Origin of the sequence: Mesorhizobium sp. WSM4989 (assembly GCF_029625795.1) — a bacterium.
GTDB lineage: Bacteria > Pseudomonadota > Alphaproteobacteria > Rhizobiales > Rhizobiaceae > Mesorhizobium.
Window position 1 is genome coordinate 990,994 of sequence record NZ_JARTVN010000001.1, and the last position, 22,530, is coordinate 1,013,523.

A 22,530-nucleotide genomic window follows, 5' to 3' on the forward strand; every position below is an offset into this window, starting at 1 on the left:
AGGACCGCAATGACTGACATCCGCCACATCGTGTTCGATATCGGCAAGGTGCTGATCCACTACGATCCGGACCTTCCGTTCAGCCGGCTGATCCCGGATGCCGAGGAGCGGAAATGGTTCTTCGACAATGTCTGCACCAGCGCCTGGAACATCGAGCAGGATCGCGGCCGCACCTGGCAAGACGCCGAGGCGCTGCTGATCGCCGAACACCCCGATCATGCCGAGAACATCCGCAACTTCCGTCGCTGCTGGCACGAGATGGTGCCGCATGCCTATGACGACAGCGTCGCCATCATGGTCGGCCTTATCGACAGGGGCCGCGATGTGACCATGCTGACCAATTTCGCCGCCGACACATTCGCCGAAGCCCGCCGGCGCTTCGACTTTCTCAATCGGCCGCGCGGCGTCACGGTTTCGGGCGAGATCGGCCTGATCAAGCCGGACCAAGCCATCTACGACCGTCACGTCGCATCCTTCGACCTGGAGCCGGCCGCCACACTCTTCATCGACGACAGCCAGAAGAATGTCGACGGCGCCAAGGCCGCCGGCTGGCAGGCGGTGCTGTTCACCGATGCCAAGGCGCTTCAAACGGATCTTGAACGGCTCGGGATTGCGGCCTGAACTGAATCACTTGCGGCAATCGGTTGAGCTTTCGATTCAAGCGGATCAGCCGCCTGCCCGCTCCATTCCGAGGCGGGCGATGCGGCGCAATTCGTCGATCGGGGTGAGGCCGCCGCTGCGCTCATAGTGCCAGAAGGTCCAGCCGTTGCAGGCGTCCAAACCCTGCACCTCGGCGCCGATCTTGTGGATCGAGCCGGCGCTGTCGCCGATGGCCAGCGTGCCGTCGGCGCGCACCTTGGCCGCCCAGCGCTTCTTGGCGTCGTAAAGTGTGGCGCCCGGCGCCACCAGGCCGGTGTCGATCAGGCTTATGAAGGCGACGCGCGGCTCGGCGCGCTTGCCGGACAGCACGGTGAGGTCGGCCTCATCCAGCGGGCGCACGGCGGCGATGCGCTCATTGGCGGCATCGATGTAGGATTGCTCGCGCTCGATGCCGACGAAGTGACGGCCGAGGCGCTTGGCGACCGCACCCGTGGTGCCCGAGCCGAAGAAGGGATCGAGCACGACATCGCCCGGCTTGGTCGAGGCCATCATGATGCGGGCCAGCAGCGCTTCCGGCTTCTGCGTGGGATGCAGCTTGTTGCCGTTCTCGTCTTTCAGGCGCTCGGCGCCGGTGCAGATCGGGAACAGCCAGTCCGAGCGCATCTGCAAATCGTCATTCGAGGCCTTCAGCGCTTCGTAGTTGAAGGTGTAGCCCTTGGACTTCTGGTCGCGTGAGGCCCAGATCATCGTCTCATGGGCGTTCTGGAAGCGGCGGCCGCGGAAATTCGGCATCGGGTTGGTCTTGCGCCAGACGACGTCGTTCAGGATCCAGAAGCCGAGATCCTGCATCCTGGCACCGACGCGGAAGATGTTGTGGTAGGAGCCAATCACCCAGATCGTGCCATTGGGCTTCAGCACGCGTCGCGCGGCAAGCAGCCAGGCGCGGGTGAAGGCGTCATAGGCATCAAAACTCTCGAACCGGTCCCAGTCGTCGTCGACGGCGTCGACCTTGGACTGGTCGGGCCGATGCAGGTCGCCGTCGAGTTGCAGGTTGTAAGGCGGATCGGCGAAGATGACGTCGATCGACTTTTCGGGCAGCCTGTCGAGGGCGGCGACGCAGTCGCCTTTGAGGATCGTGTCCAGCCATTCGGACTGGGGAGCGTGGGAAAGCTCGTCGAGAAGACGCACGGCAGACATCAAAACACCCAAAGCACGCGTTACGATTTACTGGCCGTTATGGTTACCGATCAGCGTAAACATTCGGTGAAGGTCGGGCGAGAGCCTGCGCCACTGATTTGCGAACATCGGCCCATTGGTGTATGCCGCGCCGCTTGGGCCAGTCAGGCCATTTTCCTCCCAGCTTCGGATTGCCATGCCCCAGCCAGACCTTGTCATCTTTGATTGCGACGGCGTGCTCGTCGATTCCGAAATCATCGCCGCGCGCGTCGAGGCCGAGCTTCTGACATCGGCCGGATACGAGATTTCGCCGGAGGAGCTTGCCGAGACCTATGCCGGACTGACCTTCAAGGACATCCTGATGCGGGTCGAGGAGAAATCTCACCTTCCTTTTCAGGCCTCGCTGATCGACCGCGCCGAGGAACTCGTCGATCGCAAGCTGCGCAGCGACGTGCGCATCATCGACGGCGCACGCGAGGCGGTGGCGGCGGTCACCGCGCCGCGCGCTGTCTGCTCCAATTCGCGCACCGAGCGGATCGAGTTCATGCTTGAAAAGGTGCGCCTGCTGCCCTTCTTCGCCGGCCGCATCTTTTCGGGGCTCGACATCCCCGGCAAGAAGACCAAGCCGGCACCGGACGTGTTCCTCTATGCCGCCGAACAGCTCGGCGCCAACCCGAAGAACACTTTCGTCATCGAGGATTCGGTGCACGGCGTCACCGGCGCCAGGACGGCGGGCATGCGCGTCATCGGCTTCACCGGCGCGGGGCACAGCTATCCCGGCCATGCCGACTCGCTGACCGAAGCGGGCGCCGAAACCGTCATCCGCCGTTTGGCGGAACTCGGCAGCACGATTGCGGCATTGTCGGAGTGGTCGGAGGACGCTTAACCGCGGAAGCGCGATTGACGGCGAACCAGATCAGTTTGTCGCCGCCGCGGCGACGCGCTTCTTCCTCTTGGCCTTGGACTTGTCCGTCGCTGCCGGCGCGTTCTCGTCATAGCCGGCATAGGCTTGGTAGTCGCGGGCGGTCGGCTCCGGCACTACGACGTTGGTGTCGGTGAAGACGAACTGCGTCGCGGCAGACGGATCGGTGACCTGCACCTGATACTGATGAAGCTGCGAATAGAGCACGTCAGGCCCATGTTGGACCGCGATGCGGATCGGCATCGTCACGTTACCGGGCGTGAACAGCGGTCCCGGCACGACCTTACCGGCCACCGCGATCTTCATCGTCAGCTGGCCGTTTTCGTGAATGCAGTCGCGCGTCACGTCGGTGATCGAGGCCTGGTAAATGATCTTGGCGGGATCGCGATTGGGGTCGACGGGTTGACCGTTCGGTCCGGTCTGTGCGGCTGCGGCTGCCTCGGCTTCAGCGTCCGCCGCGGCATCGACTTTCTTTTTCTTCGTCTTGGCGGCGGCGCCCTTGGCATAGGAATTGAAGAAGGCGGTGCCGTCGCGCAGCGTCACTTTCGGGCAGTAGGCGCGCAACTGGCTGGCAAGCACCTTGGGGTCCTGCGGCGGTGGCGGCGCGGTCGGGTCCTTCTTGCTGAAGCCGAAGTTCAAAATGCCATTGTCGCTCGATTGGCAGCCTGCGGCGGCAAGCATAAAGCCGGTGAGCGCCAGACCCGCGACAACACGGCGGTTGACCGAATAAAACCTCATGAACTGCACTTCCCTCTCACAAAGCCGGTGACGTATATCAACGCCGCGGCGAAAATGCGACTGAGCCGGCTCGGAAAATTAACCAATTTGCCGTGGATGACGCGGCCGGCAGCAATGGGTTCTTGACGATGCAATATGTGAGTACCCGCGGGGATGCGCCCGTGCTTGGATTTTCGGACGCGGTGCTGGCCGGACTGGCGCGCGACGGCGGGCTTTACCTGCCGCGCGAATGGCCGCAGTTCTCGTCCGCCGATATTCGCGCCATGCGCGGCCTCGCCTATCCCGACCTTGCCATCCGCGTCTTGACACCCTTCCTCGGCGGCGAGATCGCCGCACCCGTCTTCGAACGGCTGGTGCGTGAAGCCTACGCGACTTTCCGGCACGATGCGGTCTGCCCGCTGGTGCAGACGGGCAAAAACACCTTCATCCTCGAGCTCTTCCACGGCCCGACGCTGGCCTTCAAGGACGTGGCGATGCAGCTGCTCGCGCGGCTGATGGACCATGTGCTGGCCGAACGGGGCAACCGCGCGACCATCGTCGGCGCCACCTCCGGCGACACCGGAGGGGCGGCAATAGACGCCTTCGCCGGCCGCGACCGCACCGATATCTTCATCCTTTTCCCCAACGGCAAGGTCTCGCCGGTGCAGCAGCGGCAGATGACGACGTCGAGCGCCGCGAACGTGCACGCGCTGTCGATCGAAGGCAATTTCGACGATTGCCAGGGCCTGGTGAAGGATATGTTCAACGACCACGGCTTCCGCGACAGGGTGTCGCTGTCGGGTGTCAATTCGATCAACTGGGCCCGCATCATGGCCCAGATCGTCTATTACTTCTCCTCGGCGCTGTCGCTGGGCGCGCCCGACCGGCCGGTGTCATTCACCGTGCCGACCGGCAATTTCGGCGATATTTTCGCCGGTTATGCCGCCAAGCGAATGGGACTGCCGGTCGAGCGGCTGATCATCGCCACCAACGACAACGACATATTGGCGCGCACGCTTGCAAGCGGCGAATACCGCACCAAGGGCGTGTTCGCCACCACCTCGCCGTCGATGGACATCCAGGTGTCCTCGAACTTCGAGCGCCTGCTGTTCGAGGCGGCGGGCCGGGATGCCGCGACGGTCAGGCGCTACATGAACGGGCTGAAGCAGTCCGGCGCCTTCACCGTCGAAGCGGGCGAAATGGCGAGGATCCGTACAGAGTTCGACGCCGGCCGCGCCAGCGTCGACGAGGTCGCGGCAACCATTCGCCAGACGCTTGCAGCGAGCAGCTATATGCTCGATCCGCACACGGCCGCCGCCATGCACGTAGCGGCCGGCCAAATGTCGGGCGCCGTGCCCATGGTGGTTCTCGGCACCGCGCATCCGGCCAAATTCCCGGCGGCGGTCGAGGCCGCCAGCGGCGTTACGCCAGCGCTGCCCGCTTGGCTCGCCGGCTTGATGACAGCCGACGAAAAGTACACCATACTTCCATCCGAGCTGAAAATGGTGGAAGAATACGTGAGCCGCCACACGCGGGCGGCCCGTTAGGGAGTAGTTGCCATATGGGTGTTGAGGTAAGCCGTCTGTCGAACGGCCTGACGGTCGCCACCGAAACCCTTCCAAGCCTCGAATCCGTTGCCCTTGGCGCCTGGGTCAAGTCGGGCGCACGCAATGAACGCGACGAAGAGCACGGCATGGCCCATCTGCTCGAACACATGGCTTTCAAGGGAACGAAACGGCGCAGCGCCTTCGAGATCGCCTCGGAAATCGAGAATGTCGGCGGCGAGATCAACGCGGCCACCAGCGTCGAGACGACCTCCTACTACGCCAGGGTGCTTTCCGCCGACGTGCCGCTCGCGGTCGACATCCTGGCCGACATCCTGCAGGAATCGGAGTTCGATCCGGAGGAACTGGAGCGCGAGCAGCATGTGATCCTGCAGGAGATCGGCGCCGCGCACGACACACCCGACGACATCGTCTTCGACCGTTTCACCGAAACGGCCTTCCGCCACCAGACCATCGGCCGCTCGATCCTCGGCACGCCGGAGACGGTCAAATCCTTCACCTCCAGGCAGCTGCACGATTTCATCGAACGGCAATATGGCGCCGAGCGCATGGTGATCGTGGCCGCCGGCGACATCAAGCACGACAATTTCGTGCGCGAGGTGGAAAGACAGCTTGGCGGCTTCCGCGCCAAGGCCACCAGCAACATCCCGCAATATGCGCAGTATGTCGGCGGCGACTTCCGCGAGGACCGCGACCTGATGGATGCGCAGATCGTGCTCGGCTTCGAGGGCCGCGCCTACCATGTGCGCGACTTCTACGCCTCGCAGGTGCTGTCGATGATCCTCGGCGGCGGCATGTCGTCGAGGCTGTTCCAGGAAGTGCGCGAGAAGCGCGGCCTGTGCTATTCGGTCTATGCCTTCCACTGGGGCTTTTCCGACACCGGCATTTTCGGTGTGCATGCGGCGACCGGACAGAGTGATATCGCCAAGCTGGTGCCGGTCATCATCGACGAATTGCAGAAGGCCGGGGAAAGCATCCAGCAGGATGAGCTCGACCGCGCACGCGCGCAATATCGGGCCGGCCTCATCATGTCGGCCGAAAGCCCGGCAAGCCGCGCCTCGCAGATCGCCAGGCAGTTGCTGCTGTTCGGGCGGCCGATCGCCAAGGAGGAGTTGATGGAGCGGCTGGCGGCGCTGACGGTCGAGCGGCTGACCGATCTCTCCTCGCGGCTGTTCTCGACCAAGCCGACGCTGACGGCGGTCGGCCCCGTGGGAACGCTGGCGCCCTACGAGGCGATCCTCGAATCGCTTGCGGGCCCGCAGACGACGGCTCGCAGGCTCGCCGTCTAACCTTCGTTCCAAAGTCGTGTTCGCGCTTCCTTTCTTTCGCCGCGACCTGCCGGCACTGAAGGGCGAAAAGGTCACGTTGCGCGTGCCTTTGACCAACGACTACCGCGAATGGTCGACGCTGCGCGGCGAAAGCCGCGCCTTTCTGGAGCCATGGGAGCCGCGTTGGCAGCCTGACGAGCTCGACCGCACCGCCTGGCGGCTGCGCATCGGCCGCTACCGCGAGGACTATGCGCAAGGCACGGCCATTGCCTTCTTCATCTTCGAGAAGTCGAGCGGCAAGCTCGCCGGCGGCATCACGCTCGGCAACATCCGCCACGGTGTCGCGCAAAGCGGCCACATCGGCTACTGGATCGGCGAGCGCTTCGGCGGCCGTGGACTGATGACCGACGCGGTCAAGGTGGTGTCGCGTTTTGCCTTCGATACGCTGCGGTTGCACCGGATCGAGGCTGCCTGTATTCCCGACAACGCACGGTCGATCCGCGTGCTTGAAAAAGCCGGATTCCGGCGCGAAGGACTTCTCAGATCCTATCTCCGGATCAACGGCATCTGGCAGGATCACTACCTCTACGCCCGGATCGCGGACGATCCGCCGGGTGATGGAACGAAGGGCTGATATGTGACGACTTTTTCGCGAATCGCGTCGCTGTTCGCCCTCATCCTGGCGCTCTTCGTCACGCTTTCAGCGGTTGCGCCGGCATTGGCCGTCGAGCCGATCAAGATTGCCCGCGACGACAAGGCGCTCGACCTTTCGGGCGCAGTCGAGATCTACCGGAACCAGGGCGAGAATTTCCAGGTCTCGACCGCGCCCGGCCCCGACGGCATCGTGCGGCGCATCGAGGTTGAGGCCAATGACGCGCGCTCGACCGGCGACTGGGCGGTGTTCGCGCTCGCCAACACCACCGACCAGCAGCTCGACAGGCTGATCGTCGCGCCGCATTTCCGCCTGGTGAATTCCGGTATCTTCTGGCCCGATCTCGGCTCGACGCGCATCGCGGCGATCACGCCCAGCGAAGGCTTCGCGCTCGACCGCCAGACCAGCCCCGACGCCGATGTGTTCCGAGTGACGCTCAACCCCGGAACGGTCGTCACCTTCATCGCCGAGCTCGCCTCGCCCAAGCTGCCGCAGGTCTATCTGTGGGACCCGGAATCCTACAAGGACTCGGTCAATTCCTACACGCTGTTCCGCGGCATCGTCATCGGCATCGCCGGCCTCTTGGCGCTGTTCCTGACCATCCTGTTCGTCGTCAAGGGAACCTCGATGTTCCCGGCCACCGCCGCGCTTGCCTGGGCGGTGCTCGCCTATATCTGCGTCGATTTCGGCTTCCTCAACAAGGTCATCGAAATCTCGCCCGGCAACGAGCAGATGTGGCGGGCCGGTACCGAGGTGGCGCTGGCGGGTACCTTCGTGGTGTTCCTGTTCGCCTATCTCAACCTCAACCGATGGCACGGCCATTTCAGCTACGGCGCGCTGGTCTGGATCCTCGGGCTGCTACTGATTGCCGGCGTGGCCATCGTCGATCCGGCGGTCGCCGCCGGCATCGCCCGCATCTCGTTTGCCGCCACCGCGCTCACCGGCCTCGGCCTCATCATCTTCCTCGGAATTCGCGGCTATGACCGCGCGATCATGCTGGTGCCGAGCTGGGTGATGGTGTTGCTCTGGCTATGCGGCTCGTGGATGGCGATCACCGGCATGCTGGACAACGACATCGCCCAGCCGGCGCTCGGCGGCGGTCTGATCCTGATCATCCTGTTGATCGGCTTCACCGTTATGCAGCACGCTTTTGCCGGCGGCGCGCTGCACCAGGGCCTGTTTTCCGACCTCGAGCGCCAGGCGCTTGCAGTCGCCGGCTCGGGCGACATCGTTTGGGACTGGGACGTGCTGCGCGACCGCGTGGTGACCAAGCCCGACATCAGCCTGCAGCTCGGCCTTGCCCCCAACAGCCTTTCGGGCGCCGCCCGCAACTGGCTGCCGGTGCTGCATGCCGACGACCGCGACACCTTCCGTACAACGCTGGACGTGGTGCTGGAGCACCGCCGCGGCCGCGTGGCCCAGAATTTCCGCCTGCGCGGCGCCGACGGGCATTATCATTGGTTCGCGTTGCGCGCCCGCCCCGTAATCGGGTCGGATGGCGAGGTGATCCGCTGTGTCGGCACCATGGTCGACGTGACCGAGCAGAAGAAGTCCGAGGAAAGGCTGCTGCACGACGCCGTGCACGACAACCTGACCGGCCTGCCTAACCGCGAGCTGTTCATGAACCGGCTGGAGGCGATCATCTCGATCGCCCGCACCGAGGACAAGGTACGCCCGACCGTCTTCGTCATCGACATCGACCGTTTCAAGCAGGTCAATGACGGGCTCGGCATTTCAGCCGGCGACACCATCCTGCTGACCATCGCGCGCCGGCTGCACCGGCTGTTGAAGCCCAAAGATTCGCTGTCGCGCTTTGCCGGCGACCAGTTCGCGCTGATGCTGCTGTCGGAACAGGATCCGGCCCGCATCGCCGCCATGGCCGATGCCATCAAGCATGCGATCAACAATCCGATCACCTTTGCCAAGCGCGAGATCGTGCTCACCGCCTCGATCGGCCTGATCACCTGGACGACGGCGCAAACCTCGTCGGAGGACATGGTCAAGGACGCCGAGCTTGCCATGCATCAGGCCAAGCGTTTCGGCGGCGACAGGATCGAGCCGTTCCGGCCGGCCTTCCGCACCGTCGGCACCGACAGGCTGCAGTTCGAATCCGACCTTCGCCGCGCCATCGAGCGCCGCGAATTCACGCTCGCCTACCAGCCGATCGTGCGGCTGGAGGATGGCAGCGTCGCCGGCTTCGAGGCGCTGCTCAGATGGGACCATCCGCGGCGCGGCATGATCCCGCCGGGAGACTTCATCCCGGTGGCTGAGAATTGCGGCCTGATCGTGCAGCTCGGCCTGTTCGCCATGCAGCAGGCGGCCGAGGATCTGGCCGCCTGGCAGAAGCAGATCGGCGACGCGCCGCTGTCGGTTTCGGTCAACCTCTCCAGCCGGCAGCTCATCCGCCGCGACCTGGTCAGCGACGTGCGCTCCGTCATTGCGCGGGCCAACTTGAAGCCGCGCTGCTTCCGGCTCGAACTCACCGAATCGCTGGTGATGGACAATCCCGAGCAGACCGCGCATGTGCTGACCAAGCTCAAGCAACTCGGCATCGGACTGTCGCTCGACGATTTCGGCACCGGCTATTCATCGCTCTCCTACCTGACGCGCTTCCCCTTCGACACGATCAAGATCGACAAGAGCTTCGTCGACGACGCAACGCCGAAACGTGCGGTGCTGCTCAAGTCCATGGTCAACATGGCCCACGAGCTTGGCCTGTCGGTCGTCGCCGAAGGCATCTCCGACGAGAGCGACGCGCTGGAGCTGCGCCAGATGGGCTGCGAGTATGTCCAGAGCTTCATGTTCGGCGCGCCGATGCCCGGCGAACTGGTGCTGAAGACGCTGAGGGAGCAATACCCGCTCACGCAGGCTTAGAGGGCGTTGCTTCGGCGCTTACGAACTGCGGTGACCTTCCAACTCGTCATCACCCTAATCGCTCAGAGCGTCGCCATTCCTCAGAGCTGATGACGAAGTCAAGGCGGGTTCGACCAGTCCCGCAGGTCGGCAAAGGCGTTTAAGCGTGCCCCGCGGCGGCGCTCAAATGGGCGAGATCGATGCCGATCGAGGCAAGGATGCGATCGTATTTGCGCTCGATGTCGGCGTCGAACAGCAGCTCAGGCGTCGCCGGGCAGGTCAGCCAGCCATTCTCGGCGATCTCACTTTCGAGCTGGCCTGCGCCCCAGCCGGAATAGCCGAGCGCCATCAGCGCATGACGCGGCCCGCGACCCGTCGAGATGGCGCGCAGGATGTCGACCGTGGCGGTCAGGCAGATGTCGTCGGAGACGTTGAGCGAGGATTCCACGCGATAGTCGCCGGAATGCAGCACGAAGCCGCGGCTGCGGTCGACGGGCCCGCCATTGCGCACGACGAAATCGCGGGCATGCGCCGGCAAGCGGATTGCTTCCTGCTCGTTCACGATGCCAAGCTGCACCAGAAGGTCCGGGAACAGCATCTGCTGCGTCTGATTGATGATCAGGCCCATGGCGCCCTCGTCGCTGTGGGCGCAGATATAGATGACGGAGCGCGTGAAGCGGTCATCCTTCATGCCAGGCATGGCAATCAGGAACTGATCGTCGAGAAAGCCGCGTCCGGCCGTCTTCTTTTTGTGACGCAACAAGTCCATGGAGCTGAGGGTAACCCGTTTCCGCGGCGCCGAAAAGATGGTCAGGCTGCCCGATGTCACGCAAATATGATACCTGCAGGAACATGAAATCATTGCGCGGCCAAGAACGGGCGATCAAATCACCGTCATGCGATACCTGAATATTGTGGCGCTCGGTGCCGTCGTCGGCCTGGCAGCGGGGCAGCCGGCCGAGGCATCATCCTCGGCCTGGTACAACAGCGAAGGCGGCAAGGTGCGGCTGGTGACCAGCGGCAAGCCGGACGAGGCGGGCAAGATCCACGGCGTGCTCGACATCGCGCTGAAGCCAGGCTGGAAAACCTATTGGCGCGATCCCGGCGACGCCGGTGTGCCGCCGCAGATCGACATCTCGGCCAGCACCAACATCGCAGATGCAAAGCTGTCGTTTCCGCCGCCGCAGCGCCACGACGACGGCTACGGCAAATGGGCCGGCTATGACCGTCCCGTATCGCTGCCGGTGACCTTCACGCTGTCGGCGCCCGACCAGCCGGCGACGATCGATGCCAACGTCTTTCTCGGCATATGCGAGACGATCTGCATTCCGGTGCAGACGCGGCTCAGCCTCGATCCTGCTTCCGATCCGGACAACGCCACCGACGCGGCGCTGGTGAAGACTGCGCTTGCAACGCTCCCCGGCCCGGCGCGATCTGATTTCGGCATCCGCGTGCTGCCCGGCGATCACGAGACGCTCATCGTCGAGGCGCATTCGCCCGGCGATGCCGAGTCCGTCGACTTTTTCATCGCGGGGGAGCGCGACTATATGTTCGGCGCGCCGGTGCGCAGCGAGAAGGACGGCAAGCTTGTTTTCACCGTGCCGATCCTCGACCGGCCGTCAGCGACGCCCACGGACGGCGGGCTCTACTACACGCTGACAAGCGCCGAAGGTGCGGTGGACGGGTTGCTGCCTTTCCCTTGAGCCAATTCGTCGTGGAGCCGCAATTCCGAATGGAAAACCGCTGGGCACTTTTCCTGGCATTGCTCTGAACGGTTGCGGAATGCGGCCCGGTTCGATATCGCAGGCACAGATCCTTCCCAATCTCCCGAACGAGGAAACCATGACCATTTCGGTTGGCGAAAAACTGCCCGAGGCGACTTTCAAGGTGATGACCGCCGATGGCGCCAAGCCGATGACCAGCGCCGAGATTTTCGCCGGCAAGAAGGTGGTGCTGTTCGGCGTTCCCGGCGCCTTCACGCCGACCTGCAGCAACAACCATCTGCCGGGCTATCTCGAGAACCACGACGCCATCGTGGCGCGCGGCGTCGACACTATCGCGGTCGTCTCGGTCAACGACGTCCATGTCATGGGCGCCTGGGCACGCTTCACCGGTGGCGAAGGCAAGATCCTCTATCTCGCCGACGGCAGCGGAGACTTCGCCAAGTCGGTAGGACTTGACAATGACCTTTCCGCGAACGGCATGGGGCTGCGCTCGAAGCGCTTTTCGATGATCGTCGATGACAGCAAGGTCGTGGCTCTCAATGTCGAAGCCAAGCCAGGTGTCGACGAGAGCGGGGCGGCCAAAATCCTCGAGCAGCTCTGATGCTCGACATTGTCTGGCGCGCCATCGCGATCGGCATCGGCGCCACGGTCTTCATGGACGTCTGGGCGATTATCCTCAACAAGGCGTTCGGGCTGCCGCGGCCGAATTGGGGCATGGTCGGCCGCTGGGTCCGGCATCTGCCCGAGAAGGTCTTCCATGACGATATCAGTCAGGCCGCGCCGTATACGCATGAAAAGGCGCTGGGCTGGGCATTCCACTATCTCGTCGGAATTCTCTACGGCGTGATCCTGGTCGTGCTGGCGGGAACGGGCTGGCTGGCGGCGCCGACCTTCCTGCCGGCCTTCGTTCTCGGCATCGTCACCGTCGGCGCCGGCTGGTTCCTGCTGGCGCCCGGCATGGGTGCCGGCTGGGCAGCATCCAGGACGCCCAACCCGATGCTGGTGCGCGCGCTCAACCTCGTCTCGCACACGGTCTTCGCCTTCGGCCTGTTCTCCACGGCGCTGGCGATCCGGTAGAGAACGTCAGGCGCGTCAATAGCTCTGAGTCGAGCGTCGGGGCGCGGGCTTCCTGGCCGGAGCACCAGCCTTCTGCGGCGCAGCCGCAACCGGTGCCGGCCGCGCCTGCTTCGGCTTGAACGGCGCCATGCCTTGCCTTGCCAGTTCGTCGGCGCGCTCGTTCTCCGGGTGGCCGGCATGGCCCTTCACCCAGTGCCAGATAACCTTGTGGCGCCTGTTGGCCTCGTCGAGCGCCTGCCAGAGCTCACCGTTCTTGACCGGCTTCCTCTCGCCGGTCTTCCAGCCGTTCTTCTTCCAACCATGGATCCATTTGGAAATGCCGTCCATGACGTATTTGCTGTCGGTATAGAGATCGACCGTGCACGGCTCCTTCAGCGCATCGAGCGCGCTGATGGCGGCAAGCAGCTCCATGCGGTTGTTGGTGGTCTCGGCCTCGCCGCCCGACAGCTCCTTGGTGACGCCGTTATAGCGCAGCACCGCGCCCCAGCCGCCCGGCCCGGGATTGCCCGAGCAGGCGCCGTCGGTGAAGATCTGGATCTGCTTGTTCATGTCAGTCCGTATTCGGATGGAGACTTGATCGCCCGGTGGAAGCGCATGCGGCGGATATATTCGGTCGGATCGCGCTTCATCACCAGCCCGCCGTTGGGAATGGTCAGCCAATCATAGAGCCTGGTCAGCATGAAGCGTAGCGCCGAGCCGCGCGCCAGCATCGGCAGCGCCGCTTTTTCCTCGCCCTCAAGCGGCCTCACCGACTGGTAGCCGGCAAGCAGCGCCGCCCCTTTGGTGAGGTTGAAGGAAAAGTCCTTCTCGAAGCACCAGGCGTTGAGGCAAGTGGCGACATCATAGGCATAGAGGTCGTCGCAGGCGAAATAGAAATCGATCAGCCCCGACAGCTTCTCGCCAAGGAAGAAGACATTGTCCGGGAAGAGATCCGCGTGGATGATGCCTTGTGGCAGGCGGGTCGGCCAGTTGCGCTCAAAATCCAGGAAGTCCGCGTCGACTTCGGCCGCGAGCCCCAGCTCGACCTCGTCGGCGCGGTCGCGCGACGCCGCCCAGAGCTTGCGCCAGCCGTCGATGGCAAGCGCGTTCGGCCGCTTCATCGGGAAATCCCGCCCGGCGAGATGGAGCGCGGCCAACGCCTTGCCGACCTCGCCGCAATGCGCTGCCGTCGGGCGCCTCAGCGACAGGCCCTCGAGGAAGGTGATGATGACCGCCGGGCGCCCGGCGAGCGTGCCGATGACGGTTCCGTCATGCGCGGTGACCGGAAGCGGGCAGGAAATGCCTTTTCGCGCGAGATGGCCCATCAGGCCGAGAAAAAAGGGCAGATCGGCCTTGTCGACGCGCTTCTCGTAGAGCGTCAATATGTAGGAACCGGTGGAAGCATGGACGAGAAAATTCGAGTTCTCGGTCCCTTCGGCGATGCCCTTGTAGGACAGGAGCTCGCCCACCGGATAGGCTTTCAGAAACGCGCTGAGCTCGTTTTCGTTGACGTCGGTGTAGACGGCCATCTGGGTTTACGCGGCTCCGTTGACGAAGGCCATGTCGGCCGCCGTCAGTTCGACATCGCGCAACACCCGCATCACCGGAAAATCCTCCGTTTCCGTGGCCGTGATGGCCAGATCGATGGTGACGTCGAAGCGTTGCCGGAACGCGTCGATGATCTCGTCGACGATGATTTCCGGCGCCGAGGCGCCGGCCGACAGGCCGAGCGTCGAAATCTTGCCGATCTCATTCCACGGAATTTCGGAGGCCCGCTGCACGAGAAGCGACATCGCGGCGCCCGCGCGCTCCGCCACTTCGACAAGACGCCGCGAGTTGGACGAGTTCGGCGCGCCGACGACGAGGAAAAGGTCGGCGCCGGCGGCCGTCTCCTTCACCGCCTCCTGGCGGTTGGTGGTGGCGTAGCAGATGGATTCGGCGGCCGGGGCGTGAAGCTCGGGGAAACGCTCTTGCAGCGCCCGGATGATGCCGGCGGTGTCCTCGACCGACAGCGTCGTCTGGGTGACGAAGCCAAGCGCCGCCGGGTCTGCCGGCACGAAGCTTGCCGCATCCGCCTCGGTCTCGATAAGGGTCACGGCTCCTTCCGGCAACTGGCCCATCGTGCCGATCACTTCCGGATGGCCGGCATGGCCGATCAGGAGCACATGGCGGCCGAGCCGCTGGTGCCGCATCGCCTGCTTGTGCACCTTCGACACCAGCGGACAGGTGGCATCGAGGTAGAACAGGTTGCGCGCCTCGGCGTCGGCCGGCACCGATTTCGGCACCCCATGTGCGGAAAAGACGACCGGCGACTGACGATGCTCGGGCGGGATCTCCGACAATTCCTCGATGAACACCGCGCCCAGGCTCTGCAGCCCCTCGACGACATAGCGGTTGTGCACGATCTCATGGCGGACATAGACCGGCGCGCCGTATTTCTTCAGCGCCAGCACGACGATCTGGATGGCGCGGTCGACGCCGGCGCAGAAGCCGCGCGGCTGGCAAAGCCTGATCGTCAGCGGTGGCTTTTTTTCAATCATCAAAACGGGCCGGTTCAGTCGGAAAGCTGAAGGCGAAATGAGGCGTGCACCCCTGCCCTGTCAAGAGCGGCGCTCACTCCTCCTTCGCCGGGCGGCGAAGCCTGAGGATCAGCACCGCGGCAAGGGCGGCGGCAAGGCCATACCAGGTGACGGCATATTGCAGGTGGTTGTTCGGCAGATCGATGATGGTGACGCCGCCGACCGGCAGACCGCCGGGGTTAGGAGTCTTGTCGGCATCGATGAAGAAGGGCACCAGCACGGCTCCCGCTGGCAGACCGGCGCTCGAGGCCATGACGTCGCGGTCCTTCCAGTAAAAGATGTTCTTGGCGACGTCGTTGTCGGGCAGCATCATCGAGGGTTTTTCAGGCAGCGGATTGCGGGCAAGCCCGGTCACCGTCACCGTGCCGGCGACCTCGCCCTGCTTCCGCTTGGCCGGATCCTTGAGATCGTAAGGGACGAAGCCGCGGTTGACGAGCACGAAACCGCCGTCGTCGAGCCGCAGGGGCGTGTAGACATTGAAGCCCGTGTCGCCTTCCCAAGTGGCGAAGAAATGGCGCTCGCCCTGGTGCAGGAAAGTGCCGGTTACAGTCACCGGCGTGTAGTCGACATCGTGTGTGGCGGCGAATTCTTTCTCGACATCGGTCAGTGGCAAAGGTGCCGCATGGGTGCGCTTGTCGATGGTATCGATCAGCCCTTCCTTCCAGTGCAAGCGCTGGACCTGCCACGTGCCGAGGCCGAGGAGAATGGCGAACAGGACAAGGCCGATCCCAAGCAGCAGCGCCGAGCGCGGCCGCGAAGCGCCGGCAGTCGAGGAGGTCGCATCGCTCATTGGCCGCTGTCCAGCCTGCCTTCCGCGGCCTTCTTGGAATATTGCAGGGTGATCAGCACGCCCTTGACCAGGCGCAGCGCCGCCAGGCTCAGCACCAGCGCCAGCGGTATCCACAAAATGAAATGCAGCCAGAGCGGCGGGCTCAGCGACACTTCCATCCACAGCGCCAGGCCGACGACGATGAAGCCGATGATGAGGATGACGAAGACCGCCGGACCGTCGCCGGCATCGGCAAAGGAATAGTCGAGGCCGCAACTGTAGCAGCCCTTGCCGACGGTGAGGAAGCCGGAGAACAGCTTGCCCTCGCCGCAGCGCGGGCAATGGCCGCGCAGCCCGGCCGAGATCGGGTCGACGGGTGGCCAGATCGCCTTGTCTTCGCTCATGTCAGCACCGTAGACCCGTTCGGTCAAAAAGATAAGGCGGCCACGTCGCCGCAGCCGCCTCGTGAACTCAATCCAAAGGGTCTCAGTGGGCTTCGATTACCGCGCCGCTCGAGGCCCAGACATAGATCGCGGTGAACAGGAACAGCCAGACCACGTCGACGAAATGCCAGTACCAGGCGGCCGCCTCGAAGCCGAAATGCTGCTTCGGGGTGAAATCGCCCCGCATCGCCCGGATCAGGCAGACGAGCAGGAAGATGGTGCCGATGATGACGTGGAAGCCGTGGAAGCCAGTCGCCATGAAGAAGGTGGCGCCGTAGATCGAGTCCTTGAAGCCGAACGGAGCGTGCATGTACTCGTAGGCCTGCACCATGGTGAACAGCATGCCGAGGCCGACGGTTAGGATCAGGCCGTTGATCAGGCCCTTGCGGTCGCCGTGCAGCAGCGAGTGGTGCGCCCAGGTCACCGTCGTGCCCGACAGAAGCAGGATGATGGTGTTGTAGAGCGGCAGGTGGAAGGGATCGAGAACCTCCAGACCTTTTGGCGGCCAAACGCCGCCCGTGAAAGTGGTGCGGGCATATTGCGCGGCCTCGCCCGGGAATAGGCTGGCGTCGAAGAAGGCCCAGAACCAGGCGACGAAGAACATCACCTCGGAGGCGATGAACATGATCATGCCGTAGCGCAGGTGCAGCGAAACGACGCGCGTGTGGTGGCCCTCATGCGCTTCCTTGATGGTGTCCGACCACCAGGCGAACATCGTGTAGAGCACGATGATCAGGCCGATGAAAAACAGCCACGGATTGGCGATGTTGTGGCCGAATATTGGGAAGCTGCCGGCCTTCAGATACTGCATCAGGCAAACGCCGCCGACGGCCGTGACCAATGCGCCGATCGAGCCCAGGAAAGGCCAAGGGCTGGGATTGACGAGATGGTAGTCGTGGTTCGGTTTTGCGTGCGCGTCTGCCATATCAACCCCCGAGGCTTGCTTCGGAATCTGGAACTTTGTTGCTGCTGCCAGCGGCCGGCGCGGACGACGCGACTGGCTGCTTCTTTTCGACCGGGAACATGGTGTAGGACAGGGTGATGGTCTTCAAGTCCTTCAGTTCCGGCACGTTGACGATGTCTGGATCGACATAGAACACGACCGGCATGTCCAGCGTCTCACCGGGCTTGAGCGTCGTGTCGGTGAAGCAGAAGCACTCCACCTTGTTGAAATAGGCGCCGGCCATTTCCGGCTGCACGTTGAAGGAGGCGCGCCCGGTGATGGGGCGATCGAACTTGTTGGTGGCGCTGTAATGCGCCTGCGTGGTCTCGCCGATCTTGATCGTCACCGAGCGCGCGACGGGCTCGAACTGCCACGGAATGCCGTTGGTGTTGGCGTCGAAGCGGATGGTGATGTCGCGGTCGAGCACGCGACCGGCATATTGCTTCTCGACGCGCTGCGTCGTGCCGCCATAGCCGGTGACCTGGCAGAACATCTTGTAGAGCGGGACCGCCGCATAGGCCATGCCGACCATGCCGGTGAAGAAGGCAAGGCAGACCGCCACGACGATGCGGTTGCTGTTCTTCCCGATGGGTCCGGTCTCGCCGCTCATCGCCGCCTCACATCAAATTCGTCGGTATCAGGCCGGAGGCATGGTGGCCGAAGCGCACGATGGTGGCGATGTAGAAGATGATGACGAGCGCGGCCAGCGCGACGCCGATGGCAACGGAGCGGCTGCGCCGCGCCTTCCGCTGGCGTTCGGTCAAGGTGACCAGTTCGAGGTTCTTGTCGGCCACGATCATGCTCCCCCCATGACGAGGGCACGCCCGACCACGCTGTCGACGAGATAGGCGGCAAAGATTGCGAAGAGATAGAGCAGCGAATAGCCGAACAGCGCCTTGGCCGGCTTCATCGCGCGGTCGGCATCGCTCATGCCCAGCACCTTCCAGGCATACCAGACGAAGCCCAGGCCGAGCAGGACGGAAACCGCGCCATAGGCGGCGGTGGTGTAGCCGAGCAGCCATGGCAACACGCCGACCGGCGCCAGGACTAGCGCGTAGGCAAAGATCTGGCGGCGGGTCGAGGCGTGTCCGGCGACGTTCGGCATCATCGGGATGCCGGCGCGGGCGTAGTCGTCCGACTTGAACAGCGCCAACGCCCAGAAATGCGGCGGCGTCCACAGGAAAATGATCAGGAAAAGAATCAGGCTTTCGAGGCTGACCGATCCGGTCACCGCCGCCCAGCCGATCACCGGCGGGATGGCGCCGGCGGCGCCGCCGATGACGATGTTCTGCGGCGTCCAGCGCTTCAGCCACATCGTGTAGATCACGGCGTAGAAGAAGATGGTGAAGGCAAGAAGCGCCGCCGACAGCCAGTTGATGAGCACGCCCAGCGTCATCACCGACAGCGCGGAGAGCACGAGGCCGAAGCTCAGCGCCTCACCCGGCGTGACGCGCCCGGCCGGCACCGGACGGCTCGCTGTCCTGGTCATCACCGCGTCGATATCGGCGTCGTACCACATGTTGAGCGCGCCCGAGGCGCCGGCGCCGATGGCAATCGCCAGGATCGCGATCACCGCCAGCAGCGGATTGATGGCGACCGGCGCCGCGACCATGCCGACAAAGGCCGTGAAGACGACCAGCGACATCACGCGCGGCTTGAGGAGGGCGAAGAAATCGCCCGCGGTGGCTTCCGACATGCGAAAGCCAACTTCCTCCATCAATTTGTGGTCGGCAAGGGCCATGCGTACTTAAAGTCCATCATTCCGTTGGCCAAGACCGCCGGGCGAGCAGGCGGTCCTGTATCTGCGGCCTTACTTGATCTTCGGCAGCTGTTCCCACTGGTGGAACGGCGGCGGCGACGGCAGCTGCCATTCGAGCGTGGTGGCACCCTCGCCCCACGGATTGGCGCCCGCGACGCGCTTCTTCTGGAAGGCCTCGAACACGCCATAGAGGAAGATCGCAACGCCGACGGCGGCGATGTAGGAGCCGTAGGACGAGATCATGTTCCAGCCGGCAAACGCATCCGGATAGTCGACAGTGCGGCGCGGCATCCCGGCAAGGCCGAGGAAGTGCTGCGGGAAGAAGATCAGGTTGACGCCGACGAAGGTGACCCAGAAGTGGGTGTTGGCGATCACCGGCGAGTACATGTAGCCGGTCATCTTCGGGAACCAGTAGTACCAGCCGGCGAAGATGGCGAACACGGCGCCCAGCGACAGCACGTAGTGGAAGTGGGCGATCACGAAATAGGTGTCGTGCAGCGAGCGGTCGAGGCCGGCATTTGCCAGCTGAACGCCGGTGACGCCACCGATCGTGAACAGGAAGATGAAGCCCAGCGCCCACAGCATCGGCGGCTTGAAGGAGATCGAGCCGCCCCACATCGTGGCGATCCAGGAGAAGATCTTCACGCCCGTCGGAACCGCGATGACCATGGTGGCGAACACGAAATAGCGCTGCGTGTCGAGCGACAGGCCGGTCGTGTACATGTGGTGCGCCCAGACGATGAAGCCGACCGCGCCGATCGCGACCATGGCGTAGGCCATGCCGAGATAGCCGAAGACCGGCTTCTTCGAGAAGGTCGAGACGATATGGCTAACGATGCCGAAGCCCGGCAGGATCAGGATGTACACCTCGGGATGGCCGAAGAACCAGAACAGGTGCTGGAAGAGCAGCGGGTCGCCGCCCTGGTCCGGCACGAAGAAGGCGGTGCCGAAGTTGCGATCGGTGAGCAGCATGGTGATGGCGCCCGCCAGGACCGGCAGCGACAAGAGCAGCAGGAAGGCCGTGATCAGCACCGCCCAGGCGAACAGCGGCATCTTGTGCATGGTCATGCCAGGCGCGCGCATGTTGAAGATGGTGGTGATGAAATTGATCGCACCGAGAATCGACGAGGCGCCGGCGATGTGGAGCGACAGAATCGCAAGGTCCATTGCGGGGCCAGGCTGGCCGGATGTCGAGAGCGGCGGATAGATCGTCCAGCCGCCGCCGACGCCGAAGGCGCCGGGCGCGCTCGGTACGAACATCGAGCCGAGCAGCAGGAGGAAGGCCGGCGGCAGCAGCCAGAAAGAGATGTTGTTCATGCGCGGGAAGGCCATGTCCGGCGCGCCGATCATGATCGGCACCATCCAGTTGGCGAAGCCGCCGATGAGCGCCGGCATCACCATGAAGAAGATCATGATCAGGCCGTGCGCGGCGCCGAAGGCATTGTACATGCTCTTGCCGCCGTCGATCGCGGCATCACCCTGCATGCCGTAGACCATCTGCGCCAGACCGCTGAAGATCTGGATGCCGGGCTCCTGCAGCTCCATGCGGATGGCGACCGAAAGCGCGCCGCCGATAATCCCGGCCATGATCGCGAAGATCAGGTAGAGCGTGCCGATATCCTTGTGGTTGGTCGAGTAGACCCAGCGGACCCAGCCATGCGGCCTGTGGTCGTGGTGGTCGTGAGCTGCAGCCTCTGCCATATTCCGCTCCGTTCCCTAATTCTTGCTAACCCGCGGCGTCAGTTGCCGGCGGCCGCTACCTTGTTGGTACCATCGATCTCGGCCATCAGCGCCTTGTTGGCGGCGGGCACGTCGGTCTTGGCCGTCTCCAGCCAGGTCTTGAACTGCGCGTCGGAGACGACGCGAACCGCGATCGGCATAAAGGCGTGATCCTTGCCGCAGAGCTGCGAGCACTGGCCGTAATAGAGGCCTTCCTTCTCCGCCTTGAACCAGGTCTCGTTCGTGCGGCCGGGCACGGCATCCATCTTGATGCCGAAGGACGGCACGGCGAAGGAGTGGATGACGTCGGTGGCGGTGATCAGCACGCGGGTCATGGTGTTGACCGGCACCACCAGCTCATTGTCGACGGCGAGCAGGCGCGGATAGAGATTGCGGTCTTCCTTGCCGGCCTTGGCGCGGTCACCGTCCTGAAGGATCGCCGAGTTGAAGGAGAAGCTCTTGTCGACCTGGTATTCGTAGTCCCAATTCCATTGGTTGCCGGTCGCCTTGACGGTCAGCTTGGCTTCTTCCGGCGGGGTATACTGCGCGGTGAGCAGTTGGAACGAGGGGATGGCGATGAGCAGCAGCACGATGACCGGGCCGACGGTCCAGATCACCTCGATCAGCGTGTTGTGGCTGGTCCTGGAAGGAACCGGGTTGGCGCTCGCGCGGAACCGCAGGATGACATAGGCGAGCAGGACCAGCACCAGCAGGGTGATGACCACGATGAATACGAAGGTGTAGTTTCCGAACCATTCGATCTGCCGCATCATGTCGGTCGCAGGCGCCTGGAAGGCGGTTTCCCATGGCCGCGGCTGATCCGCATAGGCGGATGCGCTGGAGAGGAGCGTGCCCGCGGCCGCAGCACCTGCCAGAAGTCTGGCGCTTGCCATGAATTTTCTCATCGCCCTCTCGTCTCCCACTTCCTGCAATCGGATCGCACCAATAACGAACGACGCCGGGATGGGGAATCCCGGTCTGTCCCTAAGGTGGTTCAAACCATACTCTATTTCCCTCCGCAAGGAAGGAGCGGGCGAAACCGTGCGGCATTTTTGCGCGCAGCCCGAAGGGCATCCCCGACCATCGCCGCCCCCGCGCCGGGCGGTCGCAATTCGGGCGAATTTGCTCTGGAAAAGCGCGTAATTGCCGGTATCTGGGCGGGCTGGCGACGGTCTCGTCCTTTACTTGGCCTTGGCGCAGCTTAAAGTGCCGTGATTCGCAATGGAGCCGTTATGACTTCCTGGCTTTCGACACCCTTGGCGAAGGTTATCTTCCTTGCCGCCTCGCTTAGCGCCAGCGTGGCGAACGCCGCGCCGCCGCAGACCGCGGCGCCGCCCAGCGGCACGGTCAAGTCGACGCATGGCGCGTGGTCGATCATCTGCGACACGCCGGCCGGCGCGACCTCCGAGCAGTGCGTGATGATGCAGAACGTCGTTGCCGAGGATCGTCCGGAGATGGGGCTTTCCGTCGTGGTGCTGCGCACCGCCGACAACAAGGCGGAGATCCTGCGGGTGCTGGCACCGCTCGGCGTGCTCTTGCCCAACGGGCTTGGCCTCAATGTCGACGGCAAGGACATCGGCCGCGCCTATTTCGTGCGCTGTTTCCAGGACGGCTGCTACGCGGAAGTGATCCTCGAGAAGCCGCTGCTCGACACGCTGAAGAACGGCACGTCGGCCACCTTCATCGTCTTCCAGACGCCGGAGGAAGGCATCGGCATTCCCGTCGATCTGAAGGGATTCGCCGAAGGCTTCTCGGCTCTGCCCTAAGTCCAGCGGCGGCAACGTG

General features: G+C 63.9%; 24 protein-coding genes. 10 read left to right on the forward strand and 14 right to left on the reverse strand.

Annotated features, from left to right (window positions below):
- Nucleotides 1-9 precede the first annotated feature (9 nt).
- Nucleotides 10-621 (forward strand): HAD family phosphatase, encoded by a 612-nt coding sequence (locus P9217_RS04955; RefSeq protein WP_278086501.1) that lies wholly within the window; start codon nucleotides 10-12, stop codon nucleotides 619-621.
- Nucleotides 622-666: 45 nt separating this feature from the next.
- Here P9217_RS04955 and P9217_RS04960 read toward each other — a convergent pair whose 3' ends face one another.
- Nucleotides 667-1,797: a site-specific DNA-methyltransferase gene (locus P9217_RS04960; protein WP_278086500.1), complete on the reverse strand. Its 1,131-nt coding sequence runs from the start codon at nucleotides 1,795-1,797 to the stop codon at nucleotides 667-669.
- 175 nt (nucleotides 1,798-1,972) lie between these two features.
- Here P9217_RS04960 and P9217_RS04965 point away from each other — a divergent pair, with 175 nt between their 5' ends.
- A complete protein-coding gene (locus P9217_RS04965) occupies nucleotides 1,973-2,662 on the forward strand; it encodes an HAD family phosphatase (protein WP_127323564.1) in 690 nt (229 codons plus the stop codon).
- 30 nt (nucleotides 2,663-2,692) lie between these two features.
- On the opposite strand, the gene P9217_RS04970 is transcribed toward P9217_RS04965, so the two are convergent.
- Nucleotides 2,693-3,436, reverse strand: a complete 744-nt coding sequence (locus P9217_RS04970) for a hypothetical protein (protein ID WP_278086499.1) — start codon at nucleotides 3,434-3,436, stop codon at nucleotides 2,693-2,695.
- Between the two features lie 128 nt (nucleotides 3,437-3,564).
- On the opposite strand from P9217_RS04970, the gene thrC reads away from it, so the two are divergent.
- The 4 genes from thrC to P9217_RS04990 are packed head-to-tail and all read left to right on the forward strand — an operon-like array spanning nucleotide 3,565 to nucleotide 9,774.
- Complete coding sequence (gene thrC, locus P9217_RS04975; RefSeq protein WP_067328024.1) at nucleotides 3,565-4,962, forward strand: threonine synthase; 1,398 nt, start codon at nucleotides 3,565-3,567, stop codon at nucleotides 4,960-4,962.
- 14 nt (nucleotides 4,963-4,976) lie between these two features.
- Complete coding sequence (locus tag P9217_RS04980; RefSeq protein ID WP_066997977.1) at nucleotides 4,977-6,269, forward strand: pitrilysin family protein; 1,293 nt, start codon at nucleotides 4,977-4,979, stop codon at nucleotides 6,267-6,269.
- A 16-nt stretch (nucleotides 6,270-6,285) separates the two neighbouring features.
- Nucleotides 6,286-6,882 carry a GNAT family protein gene (locus tag P9217_RS04985; protein WP_066997979.1) on the forward strand — a complete coding sequence of 199 codons (597 nt, stop codon included), beginning with the start codon at nucleotides 6,286-6,288 and terminating at the stop codon, nucleotides 6,880-6,882.
- A gap of 3 nt (nucleotides 6,883-6,885) precedes the next feature.
- The gene (locus P9217_RS04990; RefSeq protein WP_095830423.1) at nucleotides 6,886-9,774 is read left to right on the forward strand and encodes an EAL domain-containing protein; all 2,889 of its coding nucleotides are present in this window, start codon (nucleotides 6,886-6,888) and stop codon (nucleotides 9,772-9,774) included.
- 139 nt (nucleotides 9,775-9,913) lie between these two features.
- Here P9217_RS04990 and P9217_RS04995 read toward each other — a convergent pair whose 3' ends face one another.
- Nucleotides 9,914-10,522, reverse strand: coding sequence for a YqgE/AlgH family protein (locus P9217_RS04995; protein WP_066997984.1), 609 nt, complete (start codon nucleotides 10,520-10,522; stop codon nucleotides 9,914-9,916).
- A gap of 127 nt (nucleotides 10,523-10,649) precedes the next feature.
- On the opposite strand from P9217_RS04995, the gene P9217_RS05000 reads away from it, so the two are divergent.
- The 3 genes from P9217_RS05000 (at nucleotide 10,650) to P9217_RS05010 (ending at nucleotide 12,554) form a co-directional block, all read left to right on the forward strand.
- A complete protein-coding gene (locus P9217_RS05000) occupies nucleotides 10,650-11,456 on the forward strand; it encodes a protein-disulfide reductase DsbD domain-containing protein (protein WP_278086498.1) in 807 nt (268 codons plus the stop codon).
- Between the two features lie 139 nt (nucleotides 11,457-11,595).
- Nucleotides 11,596-12,078, forward strand: coding sequence for a peroxiredoxin (locus tag P9217_RS05005; protein WP_066998201.1), 483 nt, complete (start codon nucleotides 11,596-11,598; stop codon nucleotides 12,076-12,078).
- Entirely contained in the window at nucleotides 12,078-12,554 is a 477-nt protein-coding gene (locus P9217_RS05010; protein ID WP_127242137.1) for a DUF2938 domain-containing protein, read from the forward strand. Before P9217_RS05005 ends, P9217_RS05010 begins: the two co-directional genes overlap by 1 nt.
- Nucleotides 12,555-12,569: 15 nt before the next feature.
- Here P9217_RS05010 and rnhA read toward each other — a convergent pair whose 3' ends face one another.
- From rnhA to coxB, 11 genes are all read right to left on the reverse strand, one after another.
- A complete protein-coding gene (gene rnhA / locus P9217_RS05015; RefSeq protein ID WP_127215062.1) occupies nucleotides 12,570-13,103 on the reverse strand; it encodes a ribonuclease HI in 534 nt (177 codons plus the stop codon).
- Nucleotides 13,100-14,062, reverse strand: a complete 963-nt coding sequence (locus P9217_RS05020) for a homoserine kinase (RefSeq protein WP_278086497.1) — start codon at nucleotides 14,060-14,062, stop codon at nucleotides 13,100-13,102. The genes rnhA and P9217_RS05020 overlap by 4 nt, the downstream gene beginning before the upstream one ends.
- Nucleotides 14,063-14,068: 6 nt before the next feature.
- A complete protein-coding gene (gene ispH / locus P9217_RS05025; RefSeq protein ID WP_278086496.1) occupies nucleotides 14,069-15,073 on the reverse strand; it encodes a 4-hydroxy-3-methylbut-2-enyl diphosphate reductase in 1,005 nt (334 codons plus the stop codon).
- Nucleotides 15,074-15,146: 73 nt separating this feature from the next.
- Nucleotides 15,147-15,902 carry an SURF1 family protein gene (locus P9217_RS05030; RefSeq protein WP_278086495.1) on the reverse strand — a complete coding sequence of 252 codons (756 nt, stop codon included), beginning with the start codon at nucleotides 15,900-15,902 and terminating at the stop codon, nucleotides 15,147-15,149.
- Nucleotides 15,899-16,285 (reverse strand): DUF983 domain-containing protein, encoded by a 387-nt coding sequence (locus P9217_RS05035; RefSeq protein ID WP_278086494.1) that lies wholly within the window; start codon nucleotides 16,283-16,285, stop codon nucleotides 15,899-15,901. The genes P9217_RS05030 and P9217_RS05035 overlap by 4 nt, the downstream gene beginning before the upstream one ends.
- 82 nt (nucleotides 16,286-16,367) lie before the next feature.
- Entirely contained in the window at nucleotides 16,368-17,249 is an 882-nt protein-coding gene (locus P9217_RS05040; RefSeq protein ID WP_066998007.1) for a cytochrome c oxidase subunit 3, read from the reverse strand.
- A 1-nt stretch (nucleotide 17,250) separates the two neighbouring features.
- Nucleotides 17,251-17,877 carry a cytochrome c oxidase assembly protein gene (locus tag P9217_RS05045; RefSeq protein WP_127246407.1) on the reverse strand — a complete coding sequence of 209 codons (627 nt, stop codon included), beginning with the start codon at nucleotides 17,875-17,877 and terminating at the stop codon, nucleotides 17,251-17,253.
- Nucleotides 17,878-17,884: 7 nt separating this feature from the next.
- On the reverse strand, nucleotides 17,885-18,067 hold the full coding sequence (locus P9217_RS05050; protein WP_066998013.1) for a hypothetical protein: 183 nt from the start codon (nucleotides 18,065-18,067) through the stop codon (nucleotides 17,885-17,887).
- Nucleotides 18,064-19,008 (reverse strand): heme o synthase, encoded by a 945-nt coding sequence (locus P9217_RS05055; RefSeq protein WP_095823801.1) that lies wholly within the window; start codon nucleotides 19,006-19,008, stop codon nucleotides 18,064-18,066. Before P9217_RS05055 ends, P9217_RS05050 begins: the two co-directional genes overlap by 4 nt.
- 69 nt (nucleotides 19,009-19,077) lie before the next feature.
- Nucleotides 19,078-20,727, reverse strand: coding sequence for a cytochrome c oxidase subunit I (gene ctaD, locus P9217_RS05060; protein WP_066998019.1), 1,650 nt, complete (start codon nucleotides 20,725-20,727; stop codon nucleotides 19,078-19,080).
- A gap of 38 nt (nucleotides 20,728-20,765) precedes the next feature.
- On the reverse strand, nucleotides 20,766-21,638 hold the full coding sequence (coxB, locus tag P9217_RS05065; RefSeq protein ID WP_245299655.1) for a cytochrome c oxidase subunit II: 873 nt from the start codon (nucleotides 21,636-21,638) through the stop codon (nucleotides 20,766-20,768).
- Nucleotides 21,639-21,977: 339 nt separating this feature from the next.
- Here coxB and P9217_RS05070 point away from each other — a divergent pair, with 339 nt between their 5' ends.
- On the forward strand, nucleotides 21,978-22,511 hold the full coding sequence (locus P9217_RS05070) for an invasion associated locus B family protein (protein WP_127241501.1): 534 nt from the start codon (nucleotides 21,978-21,980) through the stop codon (nucleotides 22,509-22,511).
- The last annotated feature ends 19 nt before the right edge of the window (nucleotides 22,512-22,530 follow it).

Excerpts from the sequence above, each read along its gene's own strand:
- P9217_RS05005 (WP_066998201.1), top strand. The coding sequence starts at position 11,596 with ATGACCATTTCGGTTGGCGAAAAACTGCCCGAGGCGACTTTCAAGGTG.
- P9217_RS05020 (WP_278086497.1), bottom strand. The coding sequence starts at position 14,062 with ATGGCCGTCTACACCGACGTCAACGAAAACGAGCTCAGCGCGTTTCTG.
- P9217_RS05030 (WP_278086495.1), bottom strand. The coding sequence starts at position 15,902 with ATGAGCGATGCGACCTCCTCGACTGCCGGCGCTTCGCGGCCGCGCTCG.
- P9217_RS05010 (WP_127242137.1), top strand. The coding sequence starts at position 12,078 with ATGCTCGACATTGTCTGGCGCGCCATCGCGATCGGCATCGGCGCCACG.
- P9217_RS05000 (WP_278086498.1), top strand. The coding sequence starts at position 10,650 with ATGCGATACCTGAATATTGTGGCGCTCGGTGCCGTCGTCGGCCTGGCA.
- thrC (WP_067328024.1), top strand. The coding sequence starts at position 3,565 with ATGCAATATGTGAGTACCCGCGGGGATGCGCCCGTGCTTGGATTTTCG.
- ctaD (WP_066998019.1), bottom strand. The coding sequence starts at position 20,727 with ATGGCAGAGGCTGCAGCTCACGACCACCACGACCACAGGCCGCATGGC.
- P9217_RS04995 (WP_066997984.1), bottom strand. The coding sequence starts at position 10,522 with ATGGACTTGTTGCGTCACAAAAAGAAGACGGCCGGACGCGGCTTTCTC.
- coxB (WP_245299655.1), bottom strand. The coding sequence starts at position 21,638 with ATGGCAAGCGCCAGACTTCTGGCAGGTGCTGCGGCCGCGGGCACGCTC.
- P9217_RS05035 (WP_278086494.1), bottom strand. The coding sequence starts at position 16,285 with ATGAGCGAAGACAAGGCGATCTGGCCACCCGTCGACCCGATCTCGGCC.
- ispH (WP_278086496.1), bottom strand. The coding sequence starts at position 15,073 with ATGATTGAAAAAAAGCCACCGCTGACGATCAGGCTTTGCCAGCCGCGC.
- P9217_RS04970 (WP_278086499.1), bottom strand. The coding sequence starts at position 3,436 with ATGAGGTTTTATTCGGTCAACCGCCGTGTTGTCGCGGGTCTGGCGCTC.
- P9217_RS05050 (WP_066998013.1), bottom strand. The coding sequence starts at position 18,067 with ATGATCGTGGCCGACAAGAACCTCGAACTGGTCACCTTGACCGAACGC.
- P9217_RS05045 (WP_127246407.1), bottom strand. The coding sequence starts at position 17,877 with ATGAGCGGCGAGACCGGACCCATCGGGAAGAACAGCAACCGCATCGTC.
- P9217_RS04960 (WP_278086500.1), bottom strand. The coding sequence starts at position 1,797 with ATGTCTGCCGTGCGTCTTCTCGACGAGCTTTCCCACGCTCCCCAGTCC.
- P9217_RS04980 (WP_066997977.1), top strand. The coding sequence starts at position 4,977 with ATGGGTGTTGAGGTAAGCCGTCTGTCGAACGGCCTGACGGTCGCCACC.
- P9217_RS05040 (WP_066998007.1), bottom strand. The coding sequence starts at position 17,249 with ATGGCAGACGCGCACGCAAAACCGAACCACGACTACCATCTCGTCAAT.
- P9217_RS05055 (WP_095823801.1), bottom strand. The coding sequence starts at position 19,008 with ATGGCCCTTGCCGACCACAAATTGATGGAGGAAGTTGGCTTTCGCATG.
- P9217_RS04965 (WP_127323564.1), top strand. The coding sequence starts at position 1,973 with ATGCCCCAGCCAGACCTTGTCATCTTTGATTGCGACGGCGTGCTCGTC.
- P9217_RS04955 (WP_278086501.1), top strand. The coding sequence starts at position 10 with ATGACTGACATCCGCCACATCGTGTTCGATATCGGCAAGGTGCTGATC.
- P9217_RS05070 (WP_127241501.1), top strand. The coding sequence starts at position 21,978 with ATGACTTCCTGGCTTTCGACACCCTTGGCGAAGGTTATCTTCCTTGCC.
- rnhA (WP_127215062.1), bottom strand. The coding sequence starts at position 13,103 with ATGAACAAGCAGATCCAGATCTTCACCGACGGCGCCTGCTCGGGCAAT.